The sequence below is a fragment of the Quatrionicoccus australiensis genome (assembly GCF_020510525.1).
GTDB lineage: Bacteria > Pseudomonadota > Gammaproteobacteria > Burkholderiales > Rhodocyclaceae > Azonexus > Azonexus australiensis_B.
Genome location: NZ_CP075188.1, coordinates 3,647,197 through 3,673,519 on the forward strand (window position 1 = coordinate 3,647,197; position 26,323 = coordinate 3,673,519).

Annotated in this window: 30 protein-coding genes, 1 tRNA gene, 1 other RNA gene and 1 riboswitch; of the genes, 17 read left to right on the top strand and 15 right to left on the bottom strand. The window is 62.6% G+C overall.

Annotation, left to right across the window (positions count from 1 at the left end):
- Positions 1 to 9 precede the first annotated feature (9 nt).
- Positions 10 to 489: a methylated-DNA--[protein]-cysteine S-methyltransferase gene (locus KI612_RS17380; RefSeq protein WP_226441321.1), complete on the top strand. Its 480-nt coding sequence runs from the start codon at positions 10 to 12 to the stop codon at positions 487 to 489.
- Complete coding sequence (xerD, locus tag KI612_RS17385; protein ID WP_226441322.1) at positions 467 to 1,375, top strand: site-specific tyrosine recombinase XerD; 909 nt, start codon at positions 467 to 469, stop codon at positions 1,373 to 1,375. Before KI612_RS17380 ends, xerD begins: the two co-directional genes overlap by 23 nt.
- 6 nt (positions 1,376 to 1,381) lie before the next feature.
- Here xerD and KI612_RS17390 read toward each other — a convergent pair whose 3' ends face one another.
- On the bottom strand, positions 1,382 to 1,717 hold the full coding sequence (locus tag KI612_RS17390; protein WP_226441323.1) for a FlxA-like family protein: 336 nt from the start codon (positions 1,715 to 1,717) through the stop codon (positions 1,382 to 1,384).
- Between the two features lie 167 nt (positions 1,718 to 1,884).
- Between KI612_RS17390 and ybaK the strand changes: the two genes are divergently transcribed.
- Both ybaK and KI612_RS17400 read left to right on the top strand, forming a co-directional pair.
- Entirely contained in the window at positions 1,885 to 2,376 is a 492-nt protein-coding gene (ybaK, locus tag KI612_RS17395) for a Cys-tRNA(Pro) deacylase (protein WP_226441324.1), read from the top strand.
- Positions 2,377 to 2,468: 92 nt separating this feature from the next.
- Complete coding sequence (locus tag KI612_RS17400; protein ID WP_226441325.1) at positions 2,469 to 3,344, top strand: ZIP family metal transporter; 876 nt, start codon at positions 2,469 to 2,471, stop codon at positions 3,342 to 3,344.
- Between the two features lie 60 nt (positions 3,345 to 3,404).
- On the opposite strand, the gene KI612_RS17405 is transcribed toward KI612_RS17400, so the two are convergent.
- Positions 3,405 to 3,755: a dihydroneopterin aldolase gene (locus KI612_RS17405; RefSeq protein WP_226441326.1), complete on the bottom strand. Its 351-nt coding sequence runs from the start codon at positions 3,753 to 3,755 to the stop codon at positions 3,405 to 3,407.
- A gap of 67 nt (positions 3,756 to 3,822) precedes the next feature.
- On the opposite strand from KI612_RS17405, the gene plsY reads away from it, so the two are divergent.
- Positions 3,823 to 4,419 (top strand): glycerol-3-phosphate 1-O-acyltransferase PlsY, encoded by a 597-nt coding sequence (plsY, locus tag KI612_RS17410; protein WP_226441327.1) that lies wholly within the window; start codon positions 3,823 to 3,825, stop codon positions 4,417 to 4,419.
- A 435-nt stretch (positions 4,420 to 4,854) separates the two neighbouring features.
- On the opposite strand, the gene tsaD is transcribed toward plsY, so the two are convergent.
- Positions 4,855 to 5,886: a tRNA (adenosine(37)-N6)-threonylcarbamoyltransferase complex transferase subunit TsaD gene (gene tsaD / locus KI612_RS17415; RefSeq protein WP_226441328.1), complete on the bottom strand. Its 1,032-nt coding sequence runs from the start codon at positions 5,884 to 5,886 to the stop codon at positions 4,855 to 4,857.
- Between the two features lie 137 nt (positions 5,887 to 6,023).
- Here tsaD and rpsU point away from each other — a divergent pair, with 137 nt between their 5' ends.
- The 5 genes from rpsU (at position 6,024) to KI612_RS17440 (ending at position 10,700) form a co-directional block, all read left to right on the top strand.
- Positions 6,024 to 6,236 carry a 30S ribosomal protein S21 gene (gene rpsU / locus KI612_RS17420; RefSeq protein ID WP_119490453.1) on the top strand — a complete coding sequence of 71 codons (213 nt, stop codon included), beginning with the start codon at positions 6,024 to 6,026 and terminating at the stop codon, positions 6,234 to 6,236.
- A 160-nt stretch (positions 6,237 to 6,396) separates the two neighbouring features.
- The gene (locus KI612_RS17425) at positions 6,397 to 6,843 is read left to right on the top strand and encodes a GatB/YqeY domain-containing protein (RefSeq protein WP_226441329.1); all 447 of its coding nucleotides are present in this window, start codon (positions 6,397 to 6,399) and stop codon (positions 6,841 to 6,843) included.
- A gap of 6 nt (positions 6,844 to 6,849) precedes the next feature.
- Entirely contained in the window at positions 6,850 to 8,583 is a 1,734-nt protein-coding gene (gene dnaG / locus KI612_RS17430; RefSeq protein ID WP_226441330.1) for a DNA primase, read from the top strand.
- A 52-nt stretch (positions 8,584 to 8,635) separates the two neighbouring features.
- Entirely contained in the window at positions 8,636 to 10,615 is a 1,980-nt protein-coding gene (gene rpoD / locus KI612_RS17435) for an RNA polymerase sigma factor RpoD (protein WP_404818063.1), read from the top strand.
- A gap of 8 nt (positions 10,616 to 10,623) precedes the next feature.
- Positions 10,624 to 10,700, top strand: a tRNA-Ile gene (locus tag KI612_RS17440).
- Positions 10,701 to 10,757: 57 nt separating this feature from the next.
- Here the strand turns inward: KI612_RS17440 and KI612_RS17445 are convergent.
- Positions 10,758 to 13,040 carry a M10 family metallopeptidase C-terminal domain-containing protein gene (locus KI612_RS17445; protein WP_226441332.1) on the bottom strand — a complete coding sequence of 761 codons (2,283 nt, stop codon included), beginning with the start codon at positions 13,038 to 13,040 and terminating at the stop codon, positions 10,758 to 10,760.
- 58 nt (positions 13,041 to 13,098) lie between these two features.
- A riboswitch (cyclic di-GMP riboswitch) is annotated at positions 13,099 to 13,188 on the bottom strand.
- 111 nt (positions 13,189 to 13,299) lie between these two features.
- On the opposite strand from KI612_RS17445, the gene leuE reads away from it, so the two are divergent.
- Positions 13,300 to 13,947, top strand: coding sequence for a leucine efflux protein LeuE (gene leuE, locus KI612_RS17450; RefSeq protein WP_226441333.1), 648 nt, complete (start codon positions 13,300 to 13,302; stop codon positions 13,945 to 13,947).
- 27 nt (positions 13,948 to 13,974) lie between these two features.
- Here leuE and KI612_RS17455 read toward each other — a convergent pair whose 3' ends face one another.
- From KI612_RS17455 to KI612_RS17470, 4 genes are all read right to left on the bottom strand, one after another.
- On the bottom strand, positions 13,975 to 15,114 hold the full coding sequence (locus KI612_RS17455) for a 50S ribosomal protein L11 methyltransferase (protein ID WP_226441334.1): 1,140 nt from the start codon (positions 15,112 to 15,114) through the stop codon (positions 13,975 to 13,977).
- A 99-nt stretch (positions 15,115 to 15,213) separates the two neighbouring features.
- Positions 15,214 to 15,606, bottom strand: an RNA gene (rnpB, locus tag KI612_RS17460) — RNase P RNA component class A.
- A 111-nt stretch (positions 15,607 to 15,717) separates the two neighbouring features.
- Positions 15,718 to 16,398 (bottom strand): class I SAM-dependent methyltransferase, encoded by a 681-nt coding sequence (locus KI612_RS17465; protein WP_226441335.1) that lies wholly within the window; start codon positions 16,396 to 16,398, stop codon positions 15,718 to 15,720.
- Positions 16,399 to 16,554: 156 nt separating this feature from the next.
- Positions 16,555 to 17,025 (bottom strand): Lrp/AsnC family transcriptional regulator, encoded by a 471-nt coding sequence (locus KI612_RS17470; RefSeq protein ID WP_226441336.1) that lies wholly within the window; start codon positions 17,023 to 17,025, stop codon positions 16,555 to 16,557.
- A gap of 173 nt (positions 17,026 to 17,198) precedes the next feature.
- Here KI612_RS17470 and leuA point away from each other — a divergent pair, with 173 nt between their 5' ends.
- A complete protein-coding gene (gene leuA / locus KI612_RS17475) occupies positions 17,199 to 18,890 on the top strand; it encodes a 2-isopropylmalate synthase (protein ID WP_226441337.1) in 1,692 nt (563 codons plus the stop codon).
- A 76-nt stretch (positions 18,891 to 18,966) separates the two neighbouring features.
- Here leuA and KI612_RS17480 read toward each other — a convergent pair whose 3' ends face one another.
- The 7 genes from KI612_RS17480 to rsmI all read right to left on the bottom strand — a co-directional run bounded on the left by KI612_RS17480 (position 18,967) and on the right by rsmI (position 23,900).
- Positions 18,967 to 19,602, bottom strand: coding sequence for an EXORDIUM family protein (locus KI612_RS17480; protein ID WP_226441338.1), 636 nt, complete (start codon positions 19,600 to 19,602; stop codon positions 18,967 to 18,969).
- 84 nt (positions 19,603 to 19,686) lie between these two features.
- Positions 19,687 to 20,133, bottom strand: a complete 447-nt coding sequence (locus KI612_RS17485) for an acyl-CoA thioesterase (RefSeq protein ID WP_226441339.1) — start codon at positions 20,131 to 20,133, stop codon at positions 19,687 to 19,689.
- The gene (locus KI612_RS17490) at positions 20,114 to 20,929 is read right to left on the bottom strand and encodes a DUF3025 domain-containing protein (RefSeq protein ID WP_226441340.1); all 816 of its coding nucleotides are present in this window, start codon (positions 20,927 to 20,929) and stop codon (positions 20,114 to 20,116) included. Before KI612_RS17490 ends, KI612_RS17485 begins: the two co-directional genes overlap by 20 nt.
- A complete protein-coding gene (locus tag KI612_RS17495; RefSeq protein WP_226441341.1) occupies positions 20,926 to 21,363 on the bottom strand; it encodes a hypothetical protein in 438 nt (145 codons plus the stop codon). The genes KI612_RS17490 and KI612_RS17495 overlap by 4 nt, the downstream gene beginning before the upstream one ends.
- Positions 21,364 to 21,374: 11 nt before the next feature.
- Positions 21,375 to 22,406, bottom strand: coding sequence for a dihydroorotase (pyrC, locus tag KI612_RS17500; RefSeq protein ID WP_226441342.1), 1,032 nt, complete (start codon positions 22,404 to 22,406; stop codon positions 21,375 to 21,377).
- A 59-nt stretch (positions 22,407 to 22,465) separates the two neighbouring features.
- Positions 22,466 to 23,023 (bottom strand): SRPBCC family protein, encoded by a 558-nt coding sequence (locus KI612_RS17505; RefSeq protein ID WP_226441343.1) that lies wholly within the window; start codon positions 23,021 to 23,023, stop codon positions 22,466 to 22,468.
- A gap of 40 nt (positions 23,024 to 23,063) precedes the next feature.
- Positions 23,064 to 23,900: a 16S rRNA (cytidine(1402)-2'-O)-methyltransferase gene (gene rsmI, locus KI612_RS17510; RefSeq protein WP_226441344.1), complete on the bottom strand. Its 837-nt coding sequence runs from the start codon at positions 23,898 to 23,900 to the stop codon at positions 23,064 to 23,066.
- On the opposite strand from rsmI, the gene KI612_RS17515 reads away from it, so the two are divergent.
- From KI612_RS17515 to KI612_RS17535, 5 genes are read left to right on the top strand one after another with little or no spacing between them, the layout of a single operon-like run.
- Positions 23,899 to 24,273 carry a YraN family protein gene (locus tag KI612_RS17515; RefSeq protein ID WP_226441345.1) on the top strand — a complete coding sequence of 125 codons (375 nt, stop codon included), beginning with the start codon at positions 23,899 to 23,901 and terminating at the stop codon, positions 24,271 to 24,273. The genes rsmI and KI612_RS17515 overlap by 2 nt on opposite strands.
- A complete protein-coding gene (locus tag KI612_RS17520; protein ID WP_226441346.1) occupies positions 24,251 to 24,616 on the top strand; it encodes an HIRAN domain-containing protein in 366 nt (121 codons plus the stop codon). Before KI612_RS17515 ends, KI612_RS17520 begins: the two co-directional genes overlap by 23 nt.
- 42 nt (positions 24,617 to 24,658) lie before the next feature.
- Positions 24,659 to 25,249 (top strand): phosphoheptose isomerase, encoded by a 591-nt coding sequence (locus KI612_RS17525; RefSeq protein ID WP_226441347.1) that lies wholly within the window; start codon positions 24,659 to 24,661, stop codon positions 25,247 to 25,249.
- On the top strand, positions 25,249 to 25,911 hold the full coding sequence (locus KI612_RS17530; protein ID WP_226441348.1) for a BON domain-containing protein: 663 nt from the start codon (positions 25,249 to 25,251) through the stop codon (positions 25,909 to 25,911). Before KI612_RS17525 ends, KI612_RS17530 begins: the two co-directional genes overlap by 1 nt.
- A gap of 27 nt (positions 25,912 to 25,938) precedes the next feature.
- Positions 25,939 to 26,322, top strand: a complete 384-nt coding sequence (locus KI612_RS17535) for a DUF6394 family protein (protein ID WP_226441349.1) — start codon at positions 25,939 to 25,941, stop codon at positions 26,320 to 26,322.
- Position 26,323: the final 1 nt, after the last annotated feature.

The following is a 26,323-nucleotide window of genomic DNA, read 5'->3' on the forward strand; positions in this document are numbered from 1 at the left end:
GGGGCTGCCATGAGTTCCGTTCATTATCAAGCCATCGTCGCCGCCCCCGGTTTCTGCCTCGGGGTGCAATGTGATGCCGACGAAATCACCGGCATCGATTTTCTCGAACCCTGCCCGGCGCAGGAAGCAGGCAGCGCCCTGGCCGCCGAAGCGGTGCGCCAGCTGGAAGCCTATCTGGCCGATCCGGCGTACACCTTCAACCTGCCGCTGCGGCCGGCCGGCACCAGTTTCCAGCGTCGCGTCTGGCAACAGATCGCGGCGATTCCCGGCGGCCGGACCCAGACTTACGGTCAACTGGCAAAAAACATCAAAAATGCGCCGCGTGCCGTCGGCCAGGCCTGTGGTGCCAATCCCTACCCGGTCGTTGTGCCCTGCCACCGCGTCATTGCGACCGGCGGCGGCCTCGGCGGTTTTGCGCGTGAGCGCGGCGGCTTTCTGCTCGACGTCAAACGCTGGCTACTGCAGCATGAACACAGCCTCCCCGGCTGATCTCGCCGAGATCGACAATTTCTGCGACGCCCTGTGGCTGGAAGACGGGCTGGCCAGAACGACGCTCGACAGCTACCGTTCCGACCTCGGCCGCCTGGCGCTGTGGCTGGCCACGCACAGCCACGAGGCCCTGCTCGATTGCCGCGACACGACGCTCACCGGCTTCATCGCCGACCTGTCGCGGACAACGCGCGCTACCTCGCAGGCACGCTACCTGTCCACGCTGCGCCGCTTCTTTCGCTGGCAACTCGGGCGCGGCCGCATCTTTGCCGATCCGACCCTGAAGCTGGCCAACCCGGCCCGACCGTCGCGCCTGCCCAAGGTGATGTCGGAAAAGCAGGTCGACCACCTGCTTGCCGCGCCCGACCTCGATACGCCGCTCGGCCTGCGTGACCGCGCCATGCTGGAAACGCTCTACGCGACCGGCCTGCGCGTTTCCGAACTGGTCAATCTGAAAATCCATGAAGTCGGCTTCAACGAAGGCGTCATCCGCGTCCTCGGCAAGGGCAGCAAGGAAAGGCTGGTACCGCTCGGCGAAGTCGCCATCGACTGGCTGCAGCGCTATCTCGACGAGGCGCGCAACGACATCCTGAAGAACCAGCAAAGCGAAGCCCTGTTCGTCACCGGCCGCGGCGGCGCCATGACGCGTCAGGCCTTCTGGCAGTTGATCAAGCGCTATGCGCTGCAGGCCGGCATCGACCCGGCCAAACTGTCACCGCACGTACTGCGCCACGCCTTCGCCACCCATTTGCTCAACCATGGCGCCGACCTGCGCGTCGTCCAGCTGCTGCTCGGCCATGCCGACATCACGACAACACAGATCTACACCCACGTCGCGCGCGAACGGCTGAAGAGCCTGCACACGCTGCATCATCCGCGCAGCTGAACGTTCTCAGGCATAAACGTCGACTTCAGTGCCAAGTTTGTCATCGGCCGACCTGGCCGGTGCCGCGGCAGGCGACTGCTCGCTGCTTGCTGCTGCCTTGTCCGCCTCCTGCTTCTGCAATTGCGCAATCCGCGCCTGCAAGACCTCGATCTGTTGCTGGATCAGTTCGGCCTGCTTGGCAGCGTCTTCCGAGTCGCTCTCCTGCAATTTGGCCAATTTCTTTTGCAATGCGGCAATCTGCTTTTCCAGCGCGGCTATGCTGTTCGCCGAACTGCTGCCACCCGCACTGACAGGACTGCTGCCACCACTCCCGCTATTGGTAGGAACGCTGATATTGCTCATGCTGTTTCTCCTGATTGATGGATCTGCTCCTGTTATCGGCCGGCACCGCGAAAAACTTGGCAGCTGAAACGGTAAATCCACGTAAAGACAGGTAAAGATGGCCGCTCAGCGGTCGACCTTGTCCGACGCGGTAAAATCAGCCGTCGCCCGCATCCACCGAACTCGCCATGAGCAAAACCGAACACGCCCCCGAAACCCAGGCCACCAAGTTCCTGAAAGCGCACAAAGTCGCCTTCTCCAGCCACCTCTATGCCTACGAGGAGCATGGCGGCACCAAGGTTTCGGCGCGCGAACTCAACGTCGACGAGCACGCCGTGGTCAAGACCCTGATTTTCGAGGACGAGAACGCCAAGCCGCTGATCGTGCTGATGCACGGCGACTGCAAGGTGTCGACCAAGGAGCTGGCACGCCAGGTTGGCTGCAAGAAGATCGAGCCGTGCAAGCCGGAAGTCGCCAACCGGCACAGCGGCTTCCTGGTCGGCGGTACCAGCCCGTTCGGCACCAAGAAGGCGATGCCGGTCTTCATCGAGAAAACGATCCTTGACCTGCCGCTGATTTACATCAATGGCGGCCGCCGCGGCTACCTGGTCGGCATTCATCCGCACGACATCCTGCGCACGCTGGCGGCCAAGGCAGTGGACGCGGCGCTGCCGGGCTGATTTGCTTTGGCAATGACTGCCATTTAATCAATCAACTGGAGCTATGGCGACGCAACCCATAAAGTGACACTCATCGAACCAGGAGTGCCAGCATGAGCCAGATCGTCATCCAGCATTACGCCCGCCCCGCCGCCCGCCGCCATTTGTGGGTCGGCCTCGCCATGGCCGGCATCGCCGTCGCTTTCGGCATCGAGCAGATCGCTTTCTGGCTGGCCGCCCACCCGATGGCCGCCAAGGGCCTCGAAGCCAGCCTGTTTGCCGGCCTCGCCACCGGGCTCGGGGCAATTCCGGTGCTTTTCTTGCGTCGACCGTCCGAGCGACTGATGGCGCCGATGCTCGGCCTGGCCGGCGGCATGATGCTCGCCGCCAGTCTTTTTTCCTTGCTCGTGCCGGCCGTGCAAAGCGTCGCAGCCAGCCCGGCTGCATGGCCGCTCGGCGTCGTCACCGCGCTGGCCTTCATGGCCGGGGTCGCGCTCATGCAGCAGATGGACCGCCGCACCCAGCACGCCCACGTCGAGAGCATAGACAGCAACAGCGCCTTGCCGCGGGTCGGCCTCGTGGTTGCCGCGATCGCCTTGCATAACGTGCCGGAAGGGCTTGCCGTCGGCGTCTCGGCCGCCGCCGGCGCCGATCACGGGATGACGCTGGGCATCGCCATCCAGAATGTACCGGAAGGCTGGATCGTCGCCAGTGCGATGCTGGTGCTTGGTGCGACACCCTTGCGCGCCGCCGCAATTGCGCTCGCCACCGGCCTCGTCGAGCCGCTCGGCGGCTTGCTCGGTGTCGTCGCCAGCAGCCTGGCCGGCGAAGCCTTGCCGCTCGCCCTCGCCGCCGCAGCCGGGGCGATGCTCTGGGTGGTCAGCCACGAATTGATCCCGGCCTCGCACAAGCCGGGTCGCGAAGCCGCCGGCACCGCCGGGCTGGCCGCCGGTTTCGCGATCATGACCGTACTCGCCGCGGCATTCTGAGCGCGACAAAAAAGGCCCAGCGGTCGACGTCGACCGCTGGGCCTTTTTGCTTGCTGTCTTTTAGAGCGAGCGCTCGATGATCACGCCGACGCGCTTGACGCCCGGCATCATGCCGAGCTTGGCAATCGAGACGCGCACCCAGTGCACGGCGAAGGTTTCCAGGATGTAGCTGGCGACATGTTCGGCCAGCGCCTCGATCAGGTTGAAATGGCTGCCCGCCAGATCGCTGCGCAGGCGCTCGACGACCACGGCGTAGTCCACGGTATCGCGGATGTCGTCGCTGGCGCCGGCCGAGACGGTCGACACGCCGATTTGCAGAGAAATCTCGACCGTCTGCGACATGGCCTTTTCGCGCGGATAGATGCCTATCCACGTCTCGGCGCGCAGTTCTTCGATGAAAATGATGTCCATACGGGAGTCGAAATGCCTTGGCAGTGTAAAATCCGCCGCGATTGTACTCCAGCCGGGATATCACCTCATGCAAACCGCACTCGCCATCCTTGCCGCTTATCTGCTCGGCTCCGTTCCCTTCGCGATGATTTCCTCCAAGCTGTTCGGCCTCGCCGACCCGCGCACCTACGGTTCGGGCAATCCCGGCGCCACCAACGTGCTGCGCAGCGGCAACAAGAAGGCGGCACTGTTCACGCTGCTCGGCGATGCGCTCAAGGGCTGGGCCGCCGTCTTCGTCGCGCAGCAATACGGCCTGAGCGACAACATGATCGGCCTCGTTGCGCTGGCCGTCTTCCTCGGCCACCTTTACCCGGTCTTCCTCAAGTTCAAGGGCGGCAAGGGTGTCGCCACCGCCGCCGGCGTACTGATTGCGCTCGATCCCGCGCTCGGCCTGGCCGTACTTGGCACCTGGCTGTTCGTCGCCTTCGCTTCCCGCTATTCGTCGCTCGCCGCCGTCCTGGCCGCCGCCCTGGCGCCGGTCTATGCGGCGCTGCTGCATGGCGCTGCGCACCCGAGCATCGTCGTCGGCATCATCGCCATGGCCCTGATCGGCAAGCACTGGCAGAACATTCAGCGCCTGCTCGCCGGCCAGGAGTCCAAAATCGGCAGCAAGAAGAAGGCATGAAACCCAAGCGCTTCCGCCCAAAAGCAATGCCGGTTCGCCGGCATTTTTTTTCGCCCACAACAATAGCTATAGGACATCGATAGCATTCGATCTATTGACTGGATGAATCAACGACCGCCATCTAGACTGCAGGCATCAGGTCAGAACGACCTGCTTTCAGCCAAGGAGGCCACCATGATTACCCGTTTCATTGATCGCTGGTTCGACGAACTTGTCGCCTGGGAACCCTGCATCGACGTGCTCGCCACGCTGCCCGACAATTTCTGAACCGTTTCGACACCTCGCGCCGGATGGCGCGCCACACCATTTCTGGAGAAATCTGATGGGCCGCAAATGCTGCAAGTCCAACCCGCCGTGCAGCAATTGCCCGAAACGCCACAAGAAAAAGGGGAAAAAGGCGGGCGCAGCGGTCGACACCGCGGCATGGCCGATTTTCTACTGCGCCGTCGCCGACATTTCCATCAGCGGCCAGCGCGGCTGCACGGCAAAGCTGCCGGCTTCCTTGGCCGGTGTGCCGGACTGCAGGCGCAGGCAACCGGCCAGCGCGATCATCGCGCCGTTGTCGGTACAGAATTCCAGCTCCGGGTAATAGACGCGGAACTGTTTGCGTTTTGCCTCGCGGTCGAGCGTCGCCCGCAACTGCTTGTTGGCACCGACACCACCGGCCACCACCAGCTGTTTGAGGCCGGTCTGCTTCATCGCCTTCAGCGACTTCTTGACCAGCACCTCGACGATGGCTTCCTGGAAGGCACGCGCCGCGTCGGCCTTGAAGGATTCGGTGAGCGACTCGCCCTGCTCGCGGACCAGTGTCAGCACCGCCGTCTTCAGGCCGGAAAAGCTGAAACTCAGGTCGCCCGAATGCAGCATCGGGCGCGGCAGGCTGTATTTCTCCGGATCGCCCTGTTCGGCCAGCTTCGAGAGCAGCGCACCGCCCGGATACGGCAGACCAAGCATCTTGGCACTCTTGTCGAAAGCCTCGCCGGCCGCATCGTCCAGGGTTTCGCCGAGCAATTCGTATTCGCCAACGCCAGTGACACGCATCAATTGCGTATGACCGCCGGAAACCAGCAGCGCGACAAACGGGAAGCTCGGCGGCGTGCTCGATAACAAGGGCGACAGCAGATGCCCTTCAAGGTGATGTACCGGGATCGTCGGCTTGCCGATGGAGAGCGCCAGGGCTTCGGCAAAGGCGCAGCCGACCAGCAGCGCGCCCGACAAGCCGGGACCGCGCGTGTAAGCCACGGCATCGACCTCGGCCAGTTGCCGGCCGGAGCGCACCAGGGCCTCGCGCAGCAGGGGCACGACGCGCCGGATGTGATCGCGCGACGCCAGTTCCGGCACGACACCGCCGTACTCGGCGTGCATCGCCACCTGCGAATGCAGGGCATGCGACAAAAGGCCGGCTTCGCTGTCGTAGAGGGCGATTCCGGTTTCGTCGCAGGAGGATTCAATACCGAGGACTAGCATGGGTGCGCATTTTAACACTTGGAACTCAAAGGTCTTTTGCAATATACTGCTCGGCTACCCGCAAACCAGCGGAAAAATTTTGCGCGCACTGCCTTCTACTTGACCTGGCAGGCGCCTAACGGAAGGGGGTGATTTATATGCCAAACATTCGTGTCAAGGAAAATGAGCCGTTCGAAGTTGCCATCCGCCGCTTCAAGCGCACGGTTGAAAAAACTGGTCTCCTGACCGAGCTGCGTGCCCGTGAGTTTTACGAAAAGCCCACCGCCGAACGCAAGCGCAAGTTGGCTGCTGCCGTCAAACGCCACCACAAGCGTATTCGCAGCCAGACCCTGCCGCCGAAACTGTACTGATCCAGTACGGTGAATGCCGCACCAAAGAGCCGCCAGCCTCAACAGCCGGCGGCTTTTTTATTTAAATTCAGGATCCAGGATCCAGTCATTAGGATCGAGCAAAGGCAAAACCTCGCGCTTTTACTCGATCCTCGATCCTCATAACTAGCAGCTAAAAAAAATGAGCCTCAAAGCACGCATCACCGAAGACATGAAATCGGCCATGAAGGCCAAGGAAACCGCCAAGCTGGCCGCCATTCGCCTGCTGCTCGCCGCCCTCAAGCAGAAGGAAGTCGACGAGCGCGTCGAACTTGATGACAACGCTGTCATCGCCGTCATCGAAAAGCTGGTCAAGCAGCGCAAGGACAGCGTCAGCCAGTACGAAGCTGCCGCCCGCCAGGATCTGGCCGATGCCGAAAAGGCCGAAATCGCCATCCTCGGCGCCTACCTGCCGGAAAAGATGAGCAGCGAAGACACCGCTGCCGCCGTGGCCGCTGCCGTCGCCGCAACCGGCGCCAAGGGCCCGGCCGACATGGGCAAGCTGATGGCTGTCCTGAAGCCGCAACTGGCTGGCAAGGCCGACATGGCGGAAGTCTCGAAACTGGTAAAAGCCGCACTTGCCGGTTAAAGCGCGATGATCCCGGATTCGTTTATCCAGGATCTGCTGGCCCGGATCGACATCGTCGATCTGGTGGACGGCTATGTGCCACTCAAGAAGGCCGGCGCCAATTACGCCGCCTGCTGCCCCTTCCACAACGAAAAATCGCCGTCCTTCACGGTCAGCCCGACCAAGCAGTTCTACCATTGCTTCGGCTGCGGTGCGCACGGCACGGCGATCAGTTTCGTCATGGAATACCAGGGCATGGGCTTCGTCGATGCCGTCAAGGAACTGGCCAGCCGCGCCGGCATGCAGATGCCGGAAAGCGAAGGACGCGGCTTCAATGATGAAAAGCCCGGCCAGACCCGCGCCCTGATCGAAATCATGGCGCGCGCCGCGCAGTACTACAAGGATCAGCTCAAGGCTACACCGCGCGCCATCGAATACTGCAAGAAGCGCGGCCTGTCCGGCGAAATCGCCGCCCGCTTCGGCATCGGCTACGCGCCGGACGGCTGGCAGAACCTGCAAGCCGTCTTCCCGAACTACAACGCCGACGAACTGAAGACTGCCGGCCTGATTATCGAGAACGAAGCCGGCCGCCGCTACGACCGCTTCCGCGACCGCCTGATGATTCCGATCATCAACCAGAAGGGCGACATCATCGCCTTCGGCGGGCGCATCATCGACCAGGGCGAGCCGAAATACCTGAACTCGCCGGAAACGCCGCTCTTCGAGAAGGGCCGCGAACTGTTCGGCCTGCCGCAGGCCCGTCAGGCATTGCGCGATACCGACACCGCCATCGTCACCGAAGGCTACATGGATGTCATCGCGCTTGCCCAGAACGGCGTCGGCAATGCCGTCGCCGCGCTCGGCACAGCAACCACGGCGACGCACGTAAACAAGCTTCTGCGCCAGGTCGACCGTATCGTCTTCTGCTTCGACGGCGACAACGCCGGCCGCAAGGCCGCCTGGCGTGCCCTCGAAAACTCGCTCGAAGCCCTCGCCGACAACAAGCGCCTCGGCTTCGTCTTCCTGCCCCAGGACGAAGACCCGGACAGCTACATCCGCACCCACGGCAAGGAAGAATTCGACCGCCTGGTCATCCAGGCCATGCCGCTTTCCGACTTCCTGCTGCGCGAACTCGCCCAGCGCTGCGACCTGACCAGTTCGGAAGGCAAGGCACAGCTGATCTACGAAGCCAAACCGCTGCTCCTCAAACTGCCGACGCCGCTGTTGCGCCTGCAACTGGTCAAGCGCCTGGCCGAGGCAAGCGGTTTTGCCCAGAGCGAAGTCGAGCGCCTGTGCGACCTCAAATCCTACACGCCCGCTGCGCCGGCCAAGGCCCGTCGCACCGCGCCGTCGCTGACCCGCAACCTGCTCCGCCTCGTGCTGCACAAGCCGCAACTGGCCTCGCAACTGCAGGTCGATTTGCTGCCCGACACACCGGAACGCCCGGCGCTGATCCGCCTGCGCGAACTGGTCAGCGGCGCCAGCCAAGAGGCCAGCAGCTACGCCGCACTGCGCGAACGCCTGCGCGGCATGCCCGAAGAAGCGCTGATCGAAAATGCTGCAGCGGAACTTCTCGGCCAGCCCTTTGACGAAGCGGAGTCGGAAACGGAATTTCGCGACACCCTGGAGAAACTGCAGGAAGGCGGCCAGAAAAAGGCCTTTGCCGAATTGCAGATCAAGGCACAGCAGTTTGGCGTCGCCGGACTGAGCGCCGCCGAGAAACTGGCTTACATCCAGTTCCTCAGCAACCGGGGAAAATGAAGCTAAGTTATGGTAAAATCGGCGGTTTTCCGCATTTTAAGGGATCGTGTTCATGGCCAAGGCAAAAGATACTGCTAAGGAAGCCCCCAAGGCTCGCGTCAGCAAAGCCAAGGAGAAAGCAGCCGAAAAGGCGCTGCTCGACGGTGCAATAGCAGAAACTCCGGAACCCCTTGACGCCGAAGCGCGCAAGACACGTCTCAAGGCCCTGATCAAGCTCGGCAAGGAACGTGGTTACCTGACCTACGCCGAAATCAACGACCACCTGCCGGACGACGTGGTCGACGCGGAAAGTATCGAAGCCATCATTTCGACTTTCAGCGAAATGAGCATCCAGGTGTTCGACGAAGCCCCGGCTGCCGAAGACCTGCTGATGTCCGACACGGCTGCAGCCGCGACCGACGACGAAGAAGTCGAAGCGCAGGCCGAACAGGCACTGTCTACCGTCGACTCCGAATTCGGCCGCACGACTGACCCGGTCCGCATGTACATGCGCGAAATGGGCTCGGTCGAACTGCTCACCCGCGAAGGCGAAATCGAAATCGCCAAGCGCATCGAAGAAGGCCTCAAGCACATGGTCCAGGCGATTTCCGCCTGTCCGACCACGATTGACGACATCCTCGAAATGGCCGCCAAGGTTGAAACCGAGGAAATGCGCATCGACGAACTGGTCGACGGCCTGATCGACCCGAATGCCGTTGAAGCCGCGCCGGCCGCCCCTGAAGTTGCCGAAGAAATCGAAGAAGACGAAGAAGATGCCGGCGATGACGAAGAAGGTGGTGGCGCAGCCGCTGCCGTTTCCGCCTCGCTGCTGCAGCTGAAGGTCGACGCCCTCGAGCGTTTCGACATCATCAAGGGTCTGCACACCAAGATGCAGAAGCTGTTGCACAGCAAGGGCCCGCAGGACAAGGCCTACCTCAAGCTGCAACAGCAGATTTCCGACGAGCTGATGAACATCCGCTTCACCTCGCGCTCGATCGAGCGCCTGTGTGACAGCGTGCGCGGCATGGTCGAGCAGGTGCGCGGCTGCGAGCGCAAGATCCAGCAAATCTGCGTGGACCGCGTCAAGATGCCGCGCCCGCACTTCATCCAGTCCTTCCCGGGCAACGAAGTCAATCTCGACTGGGCCGACGGCGAAATCGCTGCCGCCCCCAAGACCTACGTCGCCGTCCTGACCCGCAACGGCCCGGCCATCAAGGAAGAACAAAAAAAGCTGCTCGCCCTGCAGGACCGCATCGGCATTCCGCTCAAGGACCTGAAAGACATCAACAAACAGATGTCGACCGGTGAAGCCAAGGCCCGTCGCGCCAAGCGCGAAATGACCGAGGCCAACCTGCGCCTGGTCATCTCGATCGCCAAGAAATACACCAATCGCGGCCTGCAGTTCCTCGACCTGATCCAGGAAGGCAACATCGGCCTGATGAAGGCGGTGGACAAGTTCGAATACCGCCGCGGCTACAAGTTCTCGACGTATGCCACGTGGTGGATCCGCCAGGCTATCACCCGCTCCATCGCCGACCAGGCACGGACCATCCGCATCCCGGTGCACATGATCGAAACGATCAACAAGATGAACCGGATCAGCCGCCAGATCCTGCAGGAAACGGGTGCCGAACCCGATCCCGCCACGCTGGCCAAGAAGATGGACATGCCGGAAGAGAAGATCCGCAAGATCATGAAGATTTCCAAGGAGCCCATCTCCATGGAAACCCCGATCGGCGACGACGACGACTCGCATCTCGGCGACTTCATCGAAGACTCCGGCACTCTGGCTCCGGCCGATGCGGCGATGTACTCCAGCCTGCGTGGCGTCACCAAGGAAATCCTGGACACGCTGACGACGAGGGAAGCTAAGGTCCTGCGCATGCGTTTCGGTATCGAAATGAACACCGACCACACGCTGGAAGAAGTCGGCAAGCAATTCGACGTCACCCGCGAACGCATCCGCCAGATCGAAGCCAAGGCCCTGCGTAAGCTGCGCCACCCGAGCCGCTCCGACAAGCTGCGCAGCTTCGTCGACACCAACGGCAACTAAAGCTTTCCGGGCCCGTAGCTCAGTTGGTTAGAGCAGAGGACTCATAATCCTTTGGTCCACGGTTCAAGTCCGTGCGGGCCCACCAAACAAAAAGCCATCCTTGCGGATGGCTTTTTTCTTTCCGGCAATCGCCGGGAAAATGTCAGATCAGCACGCAGGCGTGTGTCAGTTGCGTGGTTATGCCGATCAGTTGCACTTCAAAATCAGCCTTGGCGTCGCCGTTGGTATCGGCCATCAGGACGCCGGATTTGAAGCACAGGTCACCGGCAACGCCGGTGAAGCCGGCATCGGCCCAGTGCAGGCTTTGGTTGTTGGGCAGGGTGACGCCGGTGAGCAACTGGGTGAGGTCGATGCGGTCGCCCTGGGCGACGCTGAAGTCATAGACGATGTCGCGTGTCGCACCAGCCGAGGAATCAGTCACGCCAAGGAACCTGAAGATATCGGCACCGATGCCGCCGGTCAGCTTGTCGGCTCCCTGACCGCCAATCAGGATGTCGTTGCCGGCACCACCGTTCAGGATATTGCTGGCTGCATTGCCAACCAGGATGTTGACCAGATCGTTGCCGGTGCCGGTGCTGGCGACCAGACCGGTCAGCGTCAGATTCTCGACATTGGCAGACAGGGTGCAACTCACCGACGAGAACACGTTGTCCACGCCCTGATTCAGCAGTTCAACGATCTTGTCGTTTGGATTGTCGAGCAGATAGGTATCGTTGCCCAGCCCGCCAATCAGCGTGTCCGCACCATCTCCGCCATCAAGTACATTGTTGGCGGCATTCCCGGTCAGCGTATTGTTGAGCGCATTGCCCGCACCGTTGACCGCTGCCGTTCCGGTCAGCGTCAGATTTTCGATATTGGCCCCCAGAGTCTGGCCGAATGCCGACAGGACTGTATCCATACCTTGCCCGACCAACTCGACAACAACATCGCGGGTGCTGTCGAGAAGGTAGGTGTCGTTACCGATACCGCCGGCCATGGTGTCGTTACCGGCACCACCATCCAGCAGATTGTTGCCACTGTTGCCGATCAGCGTATTGTCCAACGCGTTGCCGGTGCCATTGATCGAGGCCGTGCCGGCCAGGGCAAGCTTTTCCACGTTGCCGGTCAGGGTATAGCTGACTGCCGACTGCACCAGGTCAGTACCCTGCCCGACCTGCTCGATGACGACATCCAGCGCATTATCGACGACATAGATGTCGTTACCCAGGCCGCCGGCCATGATGTCGGCGCCCGCCAGACCATTCAGGATATTGTCGCCGGCATTGCCGAGCAGACTGTTGGCGACGGCGCTCCCGGTCGCATTGATATTGGCCGAGCCACTCAGCACCAGATTTTCGAGATTCGCCCCCAGGGTCAGCGAAAGCGAAGCAATCACGGTGTCGTTGCCCTGTCCGGCCAGCTCGATGGCCTTGTCCTGCAGATTATCGACAACATAAGTGTCATTGCCCAGGCCACCGGTCATGCTGTCGACGCCAGCGCCGCCATTGAGGATGTTGTCGGCCGCATTGCCGATCAGGATGTCATTGCCGGCACCGCCAACGGCATTTTCGATCACGACATTGCGGGCGATCGAGATGTTGTTGGTCATTGCATCGCAGTTGGAAAAACTGCCGGCAACCAGCGAAATGCGTGAAGCACCGGCAAAGCCGGAGAGGTCGAGCGTGTCGTTGCCGGCCGCATCATAGATGCAGAGTACCGGATGGGCGTTGGCGGCAAAGTCGAAAACCGTACCGGTCAACGTGCTGTTAAAGCCATAAACGGTATTGCCACTGCGCGTCGAGGTATCGACGCCGTAAAGCGCCTGCAGCGCCATGATGTCGTTCATCATCGGCGTTTGCGCGTAGTGCACCTTGTTGTCGCCGGCAATCCAGTCGGAGCCGGTCTTGGCTGCGGTGAAGTAAGACATGATGGTGTATTGCTGGCTGTCCTGCATGTACACCGCGCTCATCTCGTAAGTCGGTGAGCCACCGTTGTAGGCACCGGGATGCGACAGCCCGAGGGCATGGCCGATTTCATGGCCGATCGCCATGCCGCCCCAGTCGCCCAGCGTCGGATTGACCAGGTTGTTGGTGCCCGAGTTGCTACCGTAAGCCGGATTCAGATAAACGCCGGCACCATAGCTGCTGGGGTAATACGAATAGGCGTAAGACGGGGCAGAACTGTTGGCCAGCGTGATGTTGGCCTTCGCACCATCGGCAATGCGCACGATGGAAGCACCGACCACATCATCCCAGGCACGCATCCAGTAATCGGTCATCGCCTGCTGGCTGGCCGTGGCATGCGAAAAGCCGGCGCTCTCGGGTGCGGCAGCCGAAATGCTGGTCGGAAAATTGTAGGTGATGACGCTGCTGTGCCATGCGGCACCACCCGTATTGGTCAGCGAAGTGACAACCTGGGCATCGTTGTAAACCGGTTTGGCGGCCATCGTGAATCCTCAAGGCAAGGAAGACGAATGGCGCAAAGCGAGCAGGAGAAGCATCCATCCTGGCAACCCGGCGAACCTGACATCTCGCGATGCGGTAGTCCCGTGGCTTTGCGTCACCGCCTTTCGAACGGTTTTGCATTTAACTGATATATGCGACAACTTTAGCACTTTTTACATTATTAAAGCAAGCCCGGACAGATCCCCCCCCATATGGTCACCTGGACTTGTAAAATCCACTTTTACCGCACGGGGCAAACCCATGTTCTACGGCATCACCGATCTCGCCACCTTCGTCCTGGGAACCATCGCCATCGTGCTGCTGCCCGGGCCGAACTCACTGTACGTGATGACAATCGCCTCGCGCCTGGGCATTGCGAAAGGCTACCAAGGTGCCTGCGGCATCTTTGTCGGCGATACGGTGCTGATGATTCTCTCGGTGACCGGGATTTCGTCGCTGTTGCAAACCACGCCGGCCCTGTTCATGGCGCTCAAGTACGCTGGAGCCGCCTATCTTGCCTGGCTGGGCATCAACCTGCTGCGGGCGGCCCGGCGCACCTGGCGCGGCGCCGGCAAGGCGCAGCTGGAAACGACAACGCTGGAAACCGCGCGGCCATTTCGCACGGCCTTGCTGATCAGCCTGACCAATCCCAAGGCCATCCTCTTTTTCGTGTCCTTCTTCATCCAGTTCGTCGCCCACGACTATCCGCACCCGGCCTTGTCCTTCCTGATTCTCGGGGTGATTGTGCAGATCCTCAGCGCGCTTTACCTGACCGGACTGATTTTCGGCGGTACGCACCTGGCGCGGCATTTCCGCGAACGGCAACGCCTGGCGGCAGTCGGCAACCTGGCGGTTGGCGGCCTGTTCATCGGCTTCGGCATCAAGCTGGCGAGCGCGACGCTGGGCTAAGGCTGCCGGCACCATCGCCGGAGCGGACTATGCGCCCGCCAGCCCGAGTCGCCACAAGGAGGTGACCTCGGCGGCGCGCGCCGCGTGCAGCGGGTCGCTCGCGTCGCGCGTCTTCGGGTGTTGCGGGCGGGTGTCAAGGCGATCGATGACGCGCAGGCCGCCGGCGGCAATCCAGCCCTGCAGTTCTTCGCGCGAGCGCAGGCCGAGGTGTTCGGCGAGATCGGAAAGAATCAGCCAGCCCTCGCCGCCCGGCGTCAGATGCGCCGCCAGGCCGCCGAGGAAGCCGCGCAGCATGCGCGAATCGGGGTCGTAGACGGCGTATTCGATCGGCGAACTGGGCTGCGCCGGCACCCAGGGCGGGTTGCAGACGACGAGCGGGGCGCGGCCTTCGGGGAAGAGATCGGCTTTCTGCAACTGCACCGCAGCGGCCAAGCCGAGTTTTTGCACGTTTTCCGTGGCGCAGGCCAGTGCCCGGTCGTCCATGTCGGTCGCCACGACCTGCGCGACACCACGGCGGGCGAGGATGGCGGCGATGATGCCGGAGCCGGTGCCGATGTCGAAGGCGAGCGCGCAATCGGCCGGCAACGGCGCGCGCGCGACCAAGTCGACATATTCGCCGCGCACCGGCGAGAAAACGCCGTAATGCGGGTAGATGCGGCCTTCGACGGCAGGCACCGGGATGCCCTTCTTGCGCCATTCGTAAGCGCTGATCACGGCCAGCAGTTCGCGCAGCGCGACGACGCTCGCCGCGCCGTCCGGTTCGCCCCAGGCGGCGCGACAGGCGTCTGCAGTTTCCTGGGCGCGGCGCAGCGGCACGCTGAAATCGCCGGCCACCGGCACGAGCAGGCGCGCCAGCAAGGCAGCGCGTTCGCCCTGCGTCTGGCGATGCCGGGCGAAGGCTTCGGCCGCGGTTTTTGCCGGTTTGCCGCGCCCCGCGCCGAAACGACGGTCGGCGCGCTTGCTCAGCGCTTCCATGAGATGCCGGGCATTGACCCAGTCGCCGCGCCAGAGCAGCGCCGTGCCGGCCTCCATCTGGCGGTAGGCGGCATCGGCCGAGGTGCGATCATCGGCAATGGCAACGGTGGACGGCGCCGCCAGAGCGGCTTCGGAGCGCCAGACGGCGCGCTGGGTTTGGCCGGCTTCCGACCATACAAGAGTGGCATTCATGGCGGCATTGTAAGCCCAGGGCCGGAAACGGCTTTGCCCGTTTCCGTACGGTCGACCGCTGCGGCCGGGCATTTTTCACCGCAACGATCAAGAAAGAAGTTGGAAAGCCGGCCGATAAGCCGGGTTCTGTTCCCCCCTTGCGGGGTTCGGCAATCATTCCTCTAGGCCTGCCATTGCTGACAGGCTCAAGCAACCTACCCGGAAGCAGCGCGGGCCACGCCTAGTGCTTCCCTATTTGGTCTTGCTCCGGATGGGGTTTGCCATGCCGTCCGCCGTTACCGTGGACGCGGTGAGCTCTTACCTCGCCGTTTCACCCTTACCTGATCTCCTTGCGGAGCCATCGGCGGTTTGTTTTCTGTTGCACTTTCCGTTGCCTTGGGTCTTGCGACTTATAGCACCCAGTCGTTAACTGGCATCCTGCCCTGCGGAGCCCGGACTTTCCTCCCGGCAGCGAAGTTGCCCCCGCCGCCCAGCGATTGCCTGGCCGACTTTCCAGGCGCGGATTATACGCACCCCGGCGTCGGCCCGGCCGACTATCGCGCCGCCGGGCGGTCGACCGCAAAAAACAGTGCATTTTCATCTTGCGCAGCAAGCCCGCATCACTCAACTGCTCAGCGCATCGCCGACCCGGTCGACGCGGCGAAAACGCAGGAAATGCCCCTTGTAGGCTTCGCCGTCGGCAAAGATGCAATCGGCGCTGCTTTCGCTGTAGAGATAGCCCTGACCGGCCATGGCTCGGCGAAAGGCCGGCCGGTTGCCGCGGTTCGGGTCGACGATCAGCACTTCCGCCCCCGCTGCTGCGTGGCGCTCGATGAAGGCGGCGAGCACGGCCGGCTGGTCGCGCTCGTAGAGCAGGTCGCTGCCGATGATCAGATCGAATTTGCCGAGCCCGGGATTGGCCGCCGCCCAGTTGCCGTCCTCGTACTTGAGCGGCCCGAGATGGTTGAGCAGCCGGTTCTCCTCGAGAAAGAGGCGGCTCAGCGGATGGCAGTCGCTGGCCGTCATGTCGCCCTGGCGACGATGCACGACCAGGCTGGCCAGGCCGAGGCCGGCGCCGATTTCGAGAATGCGCTTGCCGGTCAGCGCGTAACTGTCCATGACCCCGGCCAGCACCCGCGCCGAGGGCCAGACCTGCCCGAACAGGGACCAGCTGGCCGAGGAGATGCCGAGCCCGGCGGCCTCGCCGAGCGGATCGTCGAATTGCTGACTGTCGAGCAGCGAGCGGATCAGGTAATCCGTGCTGCCGACGCTGATCGTCTGGTAGCGGACCTGGTAGTCGGCCATGGGCATTCCTCCCGGAACAAGGCGTGGTGGCGAATCAGAAAATGTTCTGATCGAACGGGCACGACGCTTGGGGAAGTGGAATGCGGGCCGAAGAGGCAGTCGCTGGGACGGGCCGGCAAGCGGCCTGACGTCAGGGTAACACTTTGCCGGGCCGAATCACTCGGCAGGCAAGGGCAGCGCCGTACGGTCGACGACCTTTCTGAGCACAAAACTGGAATGCACGCCGGTGACACCCTGGATGCGGGTGATCTTGTTGAGCAGCAGATCCTGGTAGGCATCCATGTCGCGGATTACCACCTTGAGCTGGTAATCCGACTGCTGGCCGGTGATCAGCAGGCACTCCAGCACTTCCGGGATTTCTGCAATCGTCGCCTCCAGGTTGGCGAAGCGCTCCGGCGTGTGCTGGTCCATCGAGATGCCGATCAGCGCCATCAGCGACAGGCCGAGCTTCTTGGCGTCGAGCAGCGCGCGGTAGCCGGTGATCAGGCCGGCCTCTTCCAGCGTGCGCACCCGGCGCAGACAGGGCGACGGCGACAGGCCGATGCGGTCGGCCAGATCCTGGTTGCTGATCCGGCCGTCCTGCTGCAACAGGGCGAGAATCTGGCGGTCGTAGCGGTCGAGTTGCATGATATTTCCGGCTTTTTCAACAAGTAGAAATATTAATTCAATAACTAAAAATATAGCGCAATTAAATTGCCAATTACATGCAAAACAAGGCAAACAACGCAAGCACCTGCCGCGCCTTTTTCCGTAACATGACGTCCATCGAATCAATGCTTGCCGCTACAGGAGCTGTCATCATGTTGCCCAACCCCGCCGCCAAATACACCGCTTTTGCCCCCATCCAGCTCGTCGACCGCCAGTGGCCGAGCCGCGTCATCACGACGCCGCCGATCTGGATGAGTACCGATTTGCGCGACGGCAACCAGGCCTTGTTCGAGCCGATGAACGCCGACAAGAAGATGCAGATGTTCAAGACGCTCTGCGCCATCGGCTTCAAGGAAATCGAGATCGCCTTCCCGTCGGCTTCCGAAACCGAATTCGGCTTCGTGCGCCGCCTCATCGAGGAAAAGCACATTCCCGACGACGTCACCATCGAAGTGCTCACCCAGGCCCGCGAACACCTCATCCGCCGCACCTTCGAGTCGCTCAAGGGGGCCAGGCAGGCCATCGTCCACGTCTATAACGCGACCTGCAAGACCTTCCGCGACAACGTGTTCGGCATGAGCAAGGATGAAGTCGTGGCCATGGCGGTCGACGCCGTCAAATTGATCAAAATGCTCGCCGACGAACTCGAGCGTACCGACGGCACGAAGATCACCCTCGAATACAGCCCGGAACTCTTCACCGCGACCGAACTCGATTTCGCCAAGGAAGTCTGCGACGCGGTGACCGCCGCCTGGGGCGCGACGCCGGAGCGCAAGGTCATCCTCAATCTCCCGACCACGGTCGAGATCGCGACACCCAACATCTACGCCGACCAGATCGAGTGGATGCACCGCAACCTCGCCCGCCGCGACAGCGTCATCATCAGCCTCCACCCGCACAACGATCGCGGCACCGCCGTCGCCGCCGCCGAACTCGGCCTCATGGCCGGTGCCGACCGCGTCGAGGGCTGCCTTTTCGGCAACGGCGAGCGCACCGGCAATGTCGACCTGGTCACCGTCGCGCTCAACATGTACACCCAGGGCGTGCATCCCGGCCTCGATTTTTCCGACATCAACGCCGTCGCCCGTACTTTCGAACACTGCACCCAGCTCCCGATCCATCCGCGCCACCCGTACGTCGGGGATCTCGTATTCACGGCCTTCTCCGGCTCCCACCAGGACGCCATCAAGAAGGGGTTTACTGCTCAAGAGGCAGTCGAGCAATGGGCGGTGCCCTATCTCCCGATCGATCCGGCCGACGTCGGCCGTTCCTACGATTCGGTGATCCGGGTGAATAGCCAGTCGGGCAAGGGCGGCATCGCCTACCTCATGGAAACCGAGCACGGCGTGGTCATGCCGCGCCGCCTCCAGGTCGAGTTCTCGGGCGTCGTGCAGCAGCACACCGACACGCATGGCGGCGAAGTCAGCGCCGACGACATCTGGAACCTCTTCGCGAAAAACTACCTCGACAGCGTGGCGCCGGTGCGTTACCTCGGCCACCATCTCTTCGAGCACGGCAGCGCCCAGGGCATCCGCCTCAATGTCGAAATCGACGGCACGCCGCACTTGCTCACCGGCGAAGGCAACGGCCCGATCAACGCGACGGTGCACGCCTTGCAGAGCGCCGGCATCCGGATCCAGGTGCGCAGCTACGAAGAGCGTTCGATGGTGCCGATGGGCGAGGACGGCAATGCCCGCGCCTGCGCCTTCATGGAAATTGCCGGCAACGGTAGCGGCGACTGCTACGGCGTCGGCATGGATGCCAACATCGTCACCGCCTCGATCAAGGCCTTGCTCAGCGGCATCAACCGGATCGGCGTCGCCCGCAACGAACAGGCCGCCTGATCGGGTCAGACAAAAAAGGCGGGGCGGTCGACATGACCGCCCCGCCTTTTTTCACGAGCATCGTGCCGAGGTAGCGTCAGCCAGCCCGACAGCCCAGATTGGACAGGCAGAGGAGTTGTACCTGCTGGCCTTCCTTGCATTCGAACAGGAATTTCTCCTTGCCGCTATTCAGGCCTTCGACCGCCGGCCGGCCGAGCGGTGTACAGCGCAATTCGGGCAGTTTCTGCCGCGCCGTGTAATCATTTTTCGAAACCGGATAAGCACGGGTTTTCTCGACGATGGCCGTTTCGCGCTCCATTGCCACCAGATCCTCACCGGTTGGCTCCAGCTCGGCTTCGATCTCGCGCGGCAGCAGGTTGTACATTGCGCCGGTCAGCGGATCGACAATCACCATGCCGACAAAGCCGCCGAGCAGCAGGTTGCCGAAATACCAGCCGTTCAGCGAAGGATTCACTTCCAGCGTCTTGTTCTGGTAGCCCGGCTTGGTGAACTTCACCTTGTAGGCGTGCGGACTGAAATAGCCGGCACCACGCACCAGGTTGACCGTCCCCTCGGTTTCGCCGCTTGCCACCTTGCGACCGTAGGTGTCGGTAACCACGAACTTGGCGCCCGGCGTGGCACGAATCGCCACATCCTGGGTCGATCCGGAAAAAATCGATGCACATCCCGACAGCGCCAGCGCGGCGAGGACTATCGTTGCCCGCATTTTCATGAAACTCCCCTGTCTGCATATTGGAAAAACCGCATTATCGGCATTTCCAACGTCATCAACAAATGACTTTTGCTTAATTCCTCATCATGCAAAGGCCAGGGCGTGCAGCACGTCGGCCTCGCTGGCGACAATCTCGAAGGCCGCACGCAGGATTTCGGGAATCGGCAAGGGGCGACCGCTCTTCAGATCGACATAGCTCCAGCGGGTTTCGGCGCGCGCCAGGATGCTGCGATCGGCGTCGCGCAGGAACAGCGTGCGGCGCAAGGAATTGCGCTTTTCCAGGTCGGCGACCCAGGTGCAGATGCGGATTTCGTCATCGAGCAGCGCCGGCCGCAGGTATTCGATGAAATGCGAACGCACGTACCAGGAAGCGCCGGCTTCGAGATAACGCGGTAACGGCCAGCCCTGCAGCGTCGAGTGCTCGATCGCCACTTCCTGCATCCAGCGCAGGTATTCCTGGTTATTGACGTGGCCATGTACATCAATGGCATCGTTGCCGATCTGCATGGACTTAACGTGGATGGCCGGCATCGGTAGCCTCCTGATTTTGGCTGTTTTTGCGGCGTCGACCGGGGCGGAATTGCCAGGTGTCGGCGTAATAGGTCGGGTCTTCGCTGGCCGGGGTGAGGCCGGGAATACCGAGCAGCGGCAGCGGCTGGAAATCGCCGGGACGGGCATAACGCCCGCTCGCCAGATCGTTGGCCAGGCGGGCATCGAGGGCGGCCAGCAGCGGCTCCAGCGGCTGCGCCAGGAAGTCCGGCGCGACGTCGTAGAGAATCGCCTTGGCGGTCAGGCCGCGATAGGGATCAAGCAGGGCCTCGTAAGTCGCATGCCCGAAGACAATGAAACGCATGGACGCGATGACGGCGGCACGCTGCTCGACGAACAATTCCTGCCACTGGAAATTGCGCAGCAATTCGAGCAATTCCGGCCGGCTCGACAGCACGGCGATGCCGCATTCATCGAAATGGGTCAGCGCATCGCGCACCGTGCCGCGCGCCGCTCCGGCCGGCGTCATCGCGCCGACATGGCGGGCGCTGACGGCGATCTTGGTCAGCGGAAAGGTCAGCCAGACCAGCGCGTTGAAGAAGTCATGCCAGTTGTCGGGCCGCGTCTCGACCTCGCCGTTTTCCCAGATCCGGCATTCGTAGACCAGGCCATCGGCCTGCGGCGGCACAAAGCGCACCGGCCGGCCATTGCCGACAAGAATGGGGAAGCGTTCGGCCAGTTCTGCGACGGCGCCGGTGGCCGGGCCGGGCGGCAACAGGTCCAGCCAGCGACGCAGCGGCTCGAACAGCGCGCCGCTGCAGCTTGAATCGGGGCTCACTGCGTGGCGCTGGCTTCGCCGCTTTCTTCCTTGACGAAGACCAGCTCACCCTTCTTGACCTGGAAAGTGCCTTTCAGCTCGCCCATGCCTTCGGCCGGCTCTTCGCTGAGCTTGGCAAAGCCTTCGCAGGTCTGCGTCTCGGTCACGAACATCCGCTTGCCGACCTTGATGATGAAGGCGCCGGACGGCACCTGGTACACCTCGACCTTGCTCACCGGCGACCCGGTACCCAGGCTATGCCGGCGCATGCAGGACGGCATGCGCGACACGACCAGGAAGAGATCGACCTTGCTGTCCCAGAACAGCGGCTGCTCGCGGATCAGCGACAGCACGTGCTCGCGGGTGTTGTCGATTTCATACGTCGCGCCGTCATTGACACAGGCGGTGAGCAGCGGTGCCGCCAGCAGCGGCAGAATCAGATGACGCAGACGCATGATGTTTTTCCTCAGAGCATTTTCCAGGACAGCGTTTCACCGGCACGCAAGGGCACGATGCGCTCGTCGCCAACATAGGGGTAATCGGCCGGCACCCTCCAGTCCTGCCTGACCAGCGTGATCTTGTCAGCGTTACGCGGCAGGCCGTACCAGTCCGGACCGTTGAAGCTGGCGAAGGCTTCCAGCTTGTCGAGCGCACCGGCCTGTTCGAAGGCCTCGGCATAGAGCTCGATCGCGGCATACGCGGTATAGCAGCCGGCGCAACCGCAGGCAGCTTCCTTGGCGCCCTTGGCATGCGGCGCCGAATCGGTGCCGAGGAAGAACTTCGGACTGCCGGAAACGGCCGCGGCAAGCAGCGCCTGGCGATGCGTTTCGCGCTTCAGCACCGGCAGGCAATACCAGTGCGGCCGCACGCCGCCCAAAAAGATGGCATTGCGGTTGTAGAGCAGGTGATGCGCGGTGATCGTTGCCGCAACGGTAGACGGCGCCGCAGCAACGAATTCCGCCGCATCCTTCGTCGTGATGTGTTCCATGACCACCTTGAGCTTGGGAAAGCGCTGGGTCAGCGGCAACAGCACGGTATCGATGAACACCTTCTCGCGATCGAACAGGTCGATCGCCGGATCGGTGACTTCGCCATGCACCAGCAGCGGCAGGCCGACGCGCTCCATCTCGGCCAGCGTGGCGTAAGCCTTGGCAATGTCGGTCAGGCCGGCGTCGGAATTGGTCGTCGCCCCGGCCGGGTAAAGCTTGACCGCCTTGACGAAACCGGAGGCAGCCGCCCTGGCAATCTCGCTGGCCGGCGTGTTGTCGGTCAGATACAGCGTCAGCAGCGGCTCGAAAACCGCGCCGGCCGGCAGTGCCGCGACGATGCGGTCGCGATAGGCGGCGGCCTGCTCGACGGTGGTGACCGGCGGCTTGAGGTTGGGCATGACGATGGCGCGGCCGAACTGGGCGGCGGTGTGGGCGAGAACGGAAGCCAGGGCTTCGCCATCGCGCAGGTGAAGATGCCAGTCGTCGGGGCGGGTAAGAGTGATTTGCATGCGGGTTCTCGAAATGACTTTTCGCGATTTTAGCAGGCCGCGCGGCTCCAGACCCTTGCCTAGTTCGGGCGCGGGTAACGACGCAGCATTTCCGCGGTCATTTCGCGAAACTGCTCTTCAATTTCGTGGCGCACGATGGTCGCGCCGAACATCCGGGCCAGCACGGAATCGGGCACGGCTTCGGCGTGGTAGCGAATCTCGACGCCATCGGCCACGGCCTTCAACTGCGCTTCGCTCGCCATGCGCTTCATGCTGCCGGACAGGCTTTTCGCGAGAATCCGCTTCTTCGGTTCGAGGCGGATTTCGCGCTCGGACTTGAAGGGCAGCGAAAACGGCCCGTACTCGATGACGCCATCCTGATGCACCCACAGGGTATTTTCCTCTCGGCGCACGACGCTGCTGCCCTTGAGGTTGCCGACAAAGAGCGCCATGTGCTCGAAATCGGTCAGCACTTCCCAGGCCTCAGCCTGGGAGACGGGTGCCGTGATCGTCGCATCGACCACGAAGGCCTCGCCGATCTGGGTCACGGTTGCGACGATCACCGGCTCGATGCCCAGGGCTGCACCACAAGCCAGCGACAAGATGAGCAGAAGGATGCAGGACAAGCGGGAGAACATGGCTTTTCCTCTCAAAAACGGGGTTGACCGCTAGCGGCGCTCAGTCCTTGAGCGCCAGCGCCCTTTCATAAAGTGCGTTCTTGGCGGCGCCGGTGATCGCCGCCGCCAGTTTGGCGGCCTGCTTGACCGGCAAACCATCGGCAAGCAACAACTTGAGCACCCGCTCGCCTTCGCCGTCATCGGCATTGGCCGGGGCGCCGGACACCATCAGCACGAACTCGCCGCGCTGGCGGTTGCTGTCTTCCTTGAGCCAGTCGAGCGCAGCGGTCAACGGGCAGGAATGGATGGATTCGAACATCTTGGTCAGTTCGCGCCCGATCACCAGCGTGCGCTCACCGAGCACCGTCGCCAGATCGGCCACGGTTTCCAGCACGCGGTGCGGCGCTTCGTAGAAGACCAGGGCGCAGGGCTGGTCGCGCAAGTTCTCGATCGCCTGCCGGCGCTGACCTCCCTTGGAAGGCAGGAAACCGTAGAACAGGAAATGCTCGTCGAGCAGGCCGGAGCCGGACAGCGCCGTGGTCGCGGCGCACGGGCCGGGCAGCGGCACGACCGTACAGCCGGCGGCGCGTACGGCGGCGACGACGCGTGCGCCGGGATCGGAAATACCCGGCGTGCCGGCGTCGGAAATCAGCGCCACGGCTTCGCCGGCCTGCAGTTTGGCGACGATCCGTTCGGCCGCTTCGTGTTCGTTGTGCTGGTGGGCCGGCAGGGTGCGCGCCTGCGAACCGAGCTGCTTGAGCAGCGGGCCGCTGTGCCGCGTGTCCTCGGCGGCGACCCAGGGCACCGTGCGCAGGATCTCTTCGGCGCGGCGCGTCAGGTCGGCCATGTTCCCGAGCGGTGTCGGGACGACATACAATACGGCATATTCTTTTGTCATGTTTATTGGCATGCAGGCAAAGACCAACGATACCACCACGACCCGCGGCCGCGAAGCCGAAGCGCTGGCGGCGCAGTATCTGACACGCCATGGCCTGCGCATCATCGCGCGCAATTTCCGCATTCGCGGCGGCGAAATCGACCTGGTCTGCCGCGACGGCCGGACGCTGGTCTTCGTCGAGGTCCGCCTGCGCAGTCGTGGCGATTTCGGTGGTGCGGCCGCCAGCATCACACCCGACAAGCAGCGCCGCATCATTCTCGCCGCCCGCCACTATCTGGTCGGCCAGGGCGACTGCGATTGCCGCTTCGACTGCGTGCTGCTCGACGGTCAACGCCTCGAATGGCTCAAAAATGCGTTTTCTGCTGACGCTTAGCCTGCTCGGCTGGCTCGGCCTCGCCAGCGCCGGCGGCATGCGCCTGTTGCTGCAAAGCTCGCCGCTGGCCGGCAGCCAGTATTACGCCTTCGCCGAATTCTGGCCGCAAATGCGGGTCGGCGATCGCCTCGAGCTGATCCGCGAACCGGACAACCGGCACGATGCCAACGCAATCCGCGTCGAATGGCAGGGTCACATGATCGGCTATGTGCCACGCGCCGGAAATCGCGTCATCGCCGAAGCGCTCGACGCCGGCGAGCGGCTGAGCGCCCGTCTGTCGTCTGTAAGCGACAACAAAAATCCGTGGCGCCGCCTGGCATTCGAAGTCTTCATCGAGCTGTAAGGTAGAATGCTGCGATCAACTGCCCTCATACCGCCGAAAAATATGGATCTGATTGCCCGCGTCACCAAGCATTTCGAAGACAGCGCCCACACCAAGCTGAACGCCATCGAGATGATGGCCGCCCCGATTGCCGCGGCGATTGAAACCCTGACCGGTTGCCTGATCAACGGCGGCAAGATTCTCGCCTGCGGCAACGGCGGCTCGGCCGGCGATGCGCAACACTTTGCCGCCGAACTGATCGGCCGTTTCGAGGCGGAGCGCCAGGAACTCGCGGCGATTGCGCTGACCACCGACAGTTCCATCCTGACTGCAGTCGGTAACGACTACGGCTTCGACTACATCTTTTCCCGCCAGGTGCGCGGTCTCGGCCATGCCGGCGACGTGCTGCTGGCGATTTCGACTTCCGGCAATTCCGCCAACGTCATCGAAGCCATCACGGCCGCCCACGACGCCGACATGCACGTCGTTGCGCTGACCGGCAAGGGCGGCGGCATGATCGGCGAAATGCTGCGCGACGACGATATTCATCTTTGCGTGCCGGCCGACCGGACGGCGCGAATTCAGGAAACCCACCTGCTCGTCATCCATTGCCTGTGCGATGGCATCGACGCGCTCCTTTTGGGAGTTGAATGATGCAAAAAACGAAACTGAGCCTGGCTGCCGCCACCCTGATCATCGCCCTGCCCATGCTGCAGGGCTGTGTGCCCGCCGTCATCGTCGGCGGTGCCGCGGTCGGCGTGATGAGCGCCAGCGACCGCCGTTCGACCGGCACCCAGGCCGACGACGAAACCACCGAGTGGAAGGCGGCCAACCGCATTCCGGTCCAGTTCAAGGACGGCTCGCATGTCAATTTCACGTCCTACAACCGTAACCTGCTGATCACCGGCGAGGTGTACAACGAGGATGGCAAGCAGGCGATCGGCGAAGCCGTGAGCAAGATCGAAGGCGTGCGCCAGGTGTACAACGAGTTGCTGGTCGGCCCGACCACCTCGCTGACCGCGCGCAGCAACGACAGCTTCATCGACTCCAAGGTCAAGGCCCGCCTGGTCGACTCGAACCAGATTTCGGCCAACCACATCAAGGTTGTCACCGAACGCGGCACGACCTACCTGATGGGCATCGTCACCGAGCGTGAAGCCAAGGTTGCGGTCGCCGTTGCCCGCACCACCGATGGCGTGCGCAAGGTGGTCAATGTGCTGGAAGTCCTGTCCGATGACGAGATCCGCCGCATCGACAACAGCGCGCTCGGTTCGCGCAGCCGGCCGCCGGCTTCGGCACCGGTTGAAAATCGCTAAAAACAAGACGTCGACCGGGAGAGGATCATGAATCTGGAAAAAGTCATTTTCGGTTTTTTCATCGTCCTCGCCGCGACGCTCAATTTCGGCTTCTTCATCGGCGACATCGAGCGTCCGGAACTGCACCACGTCTATGAACTGGCCGCGGCGCTGGTCGTCAGCCTGATCGCCACGGCGCTCAAGTTCGGCGACCGCACGCAGATCGGCGCCATCCACCTGTCGACCAGCCTGGTCGCCGACCTGCAACTGGTCGCCGCCGCCATCACCTGGACCATTGCCGTGCATGTCACCGGCGAAGGCATGACCGCCTCGGTCACCTCCAGCGTTGTCTCGCTGTCCGGCGGCGCCCTGTTCGCCAACGTCGTCTCGGTCATCATCCTGATCGTCGAAACCGTGATGTTGCGCCGCTGAA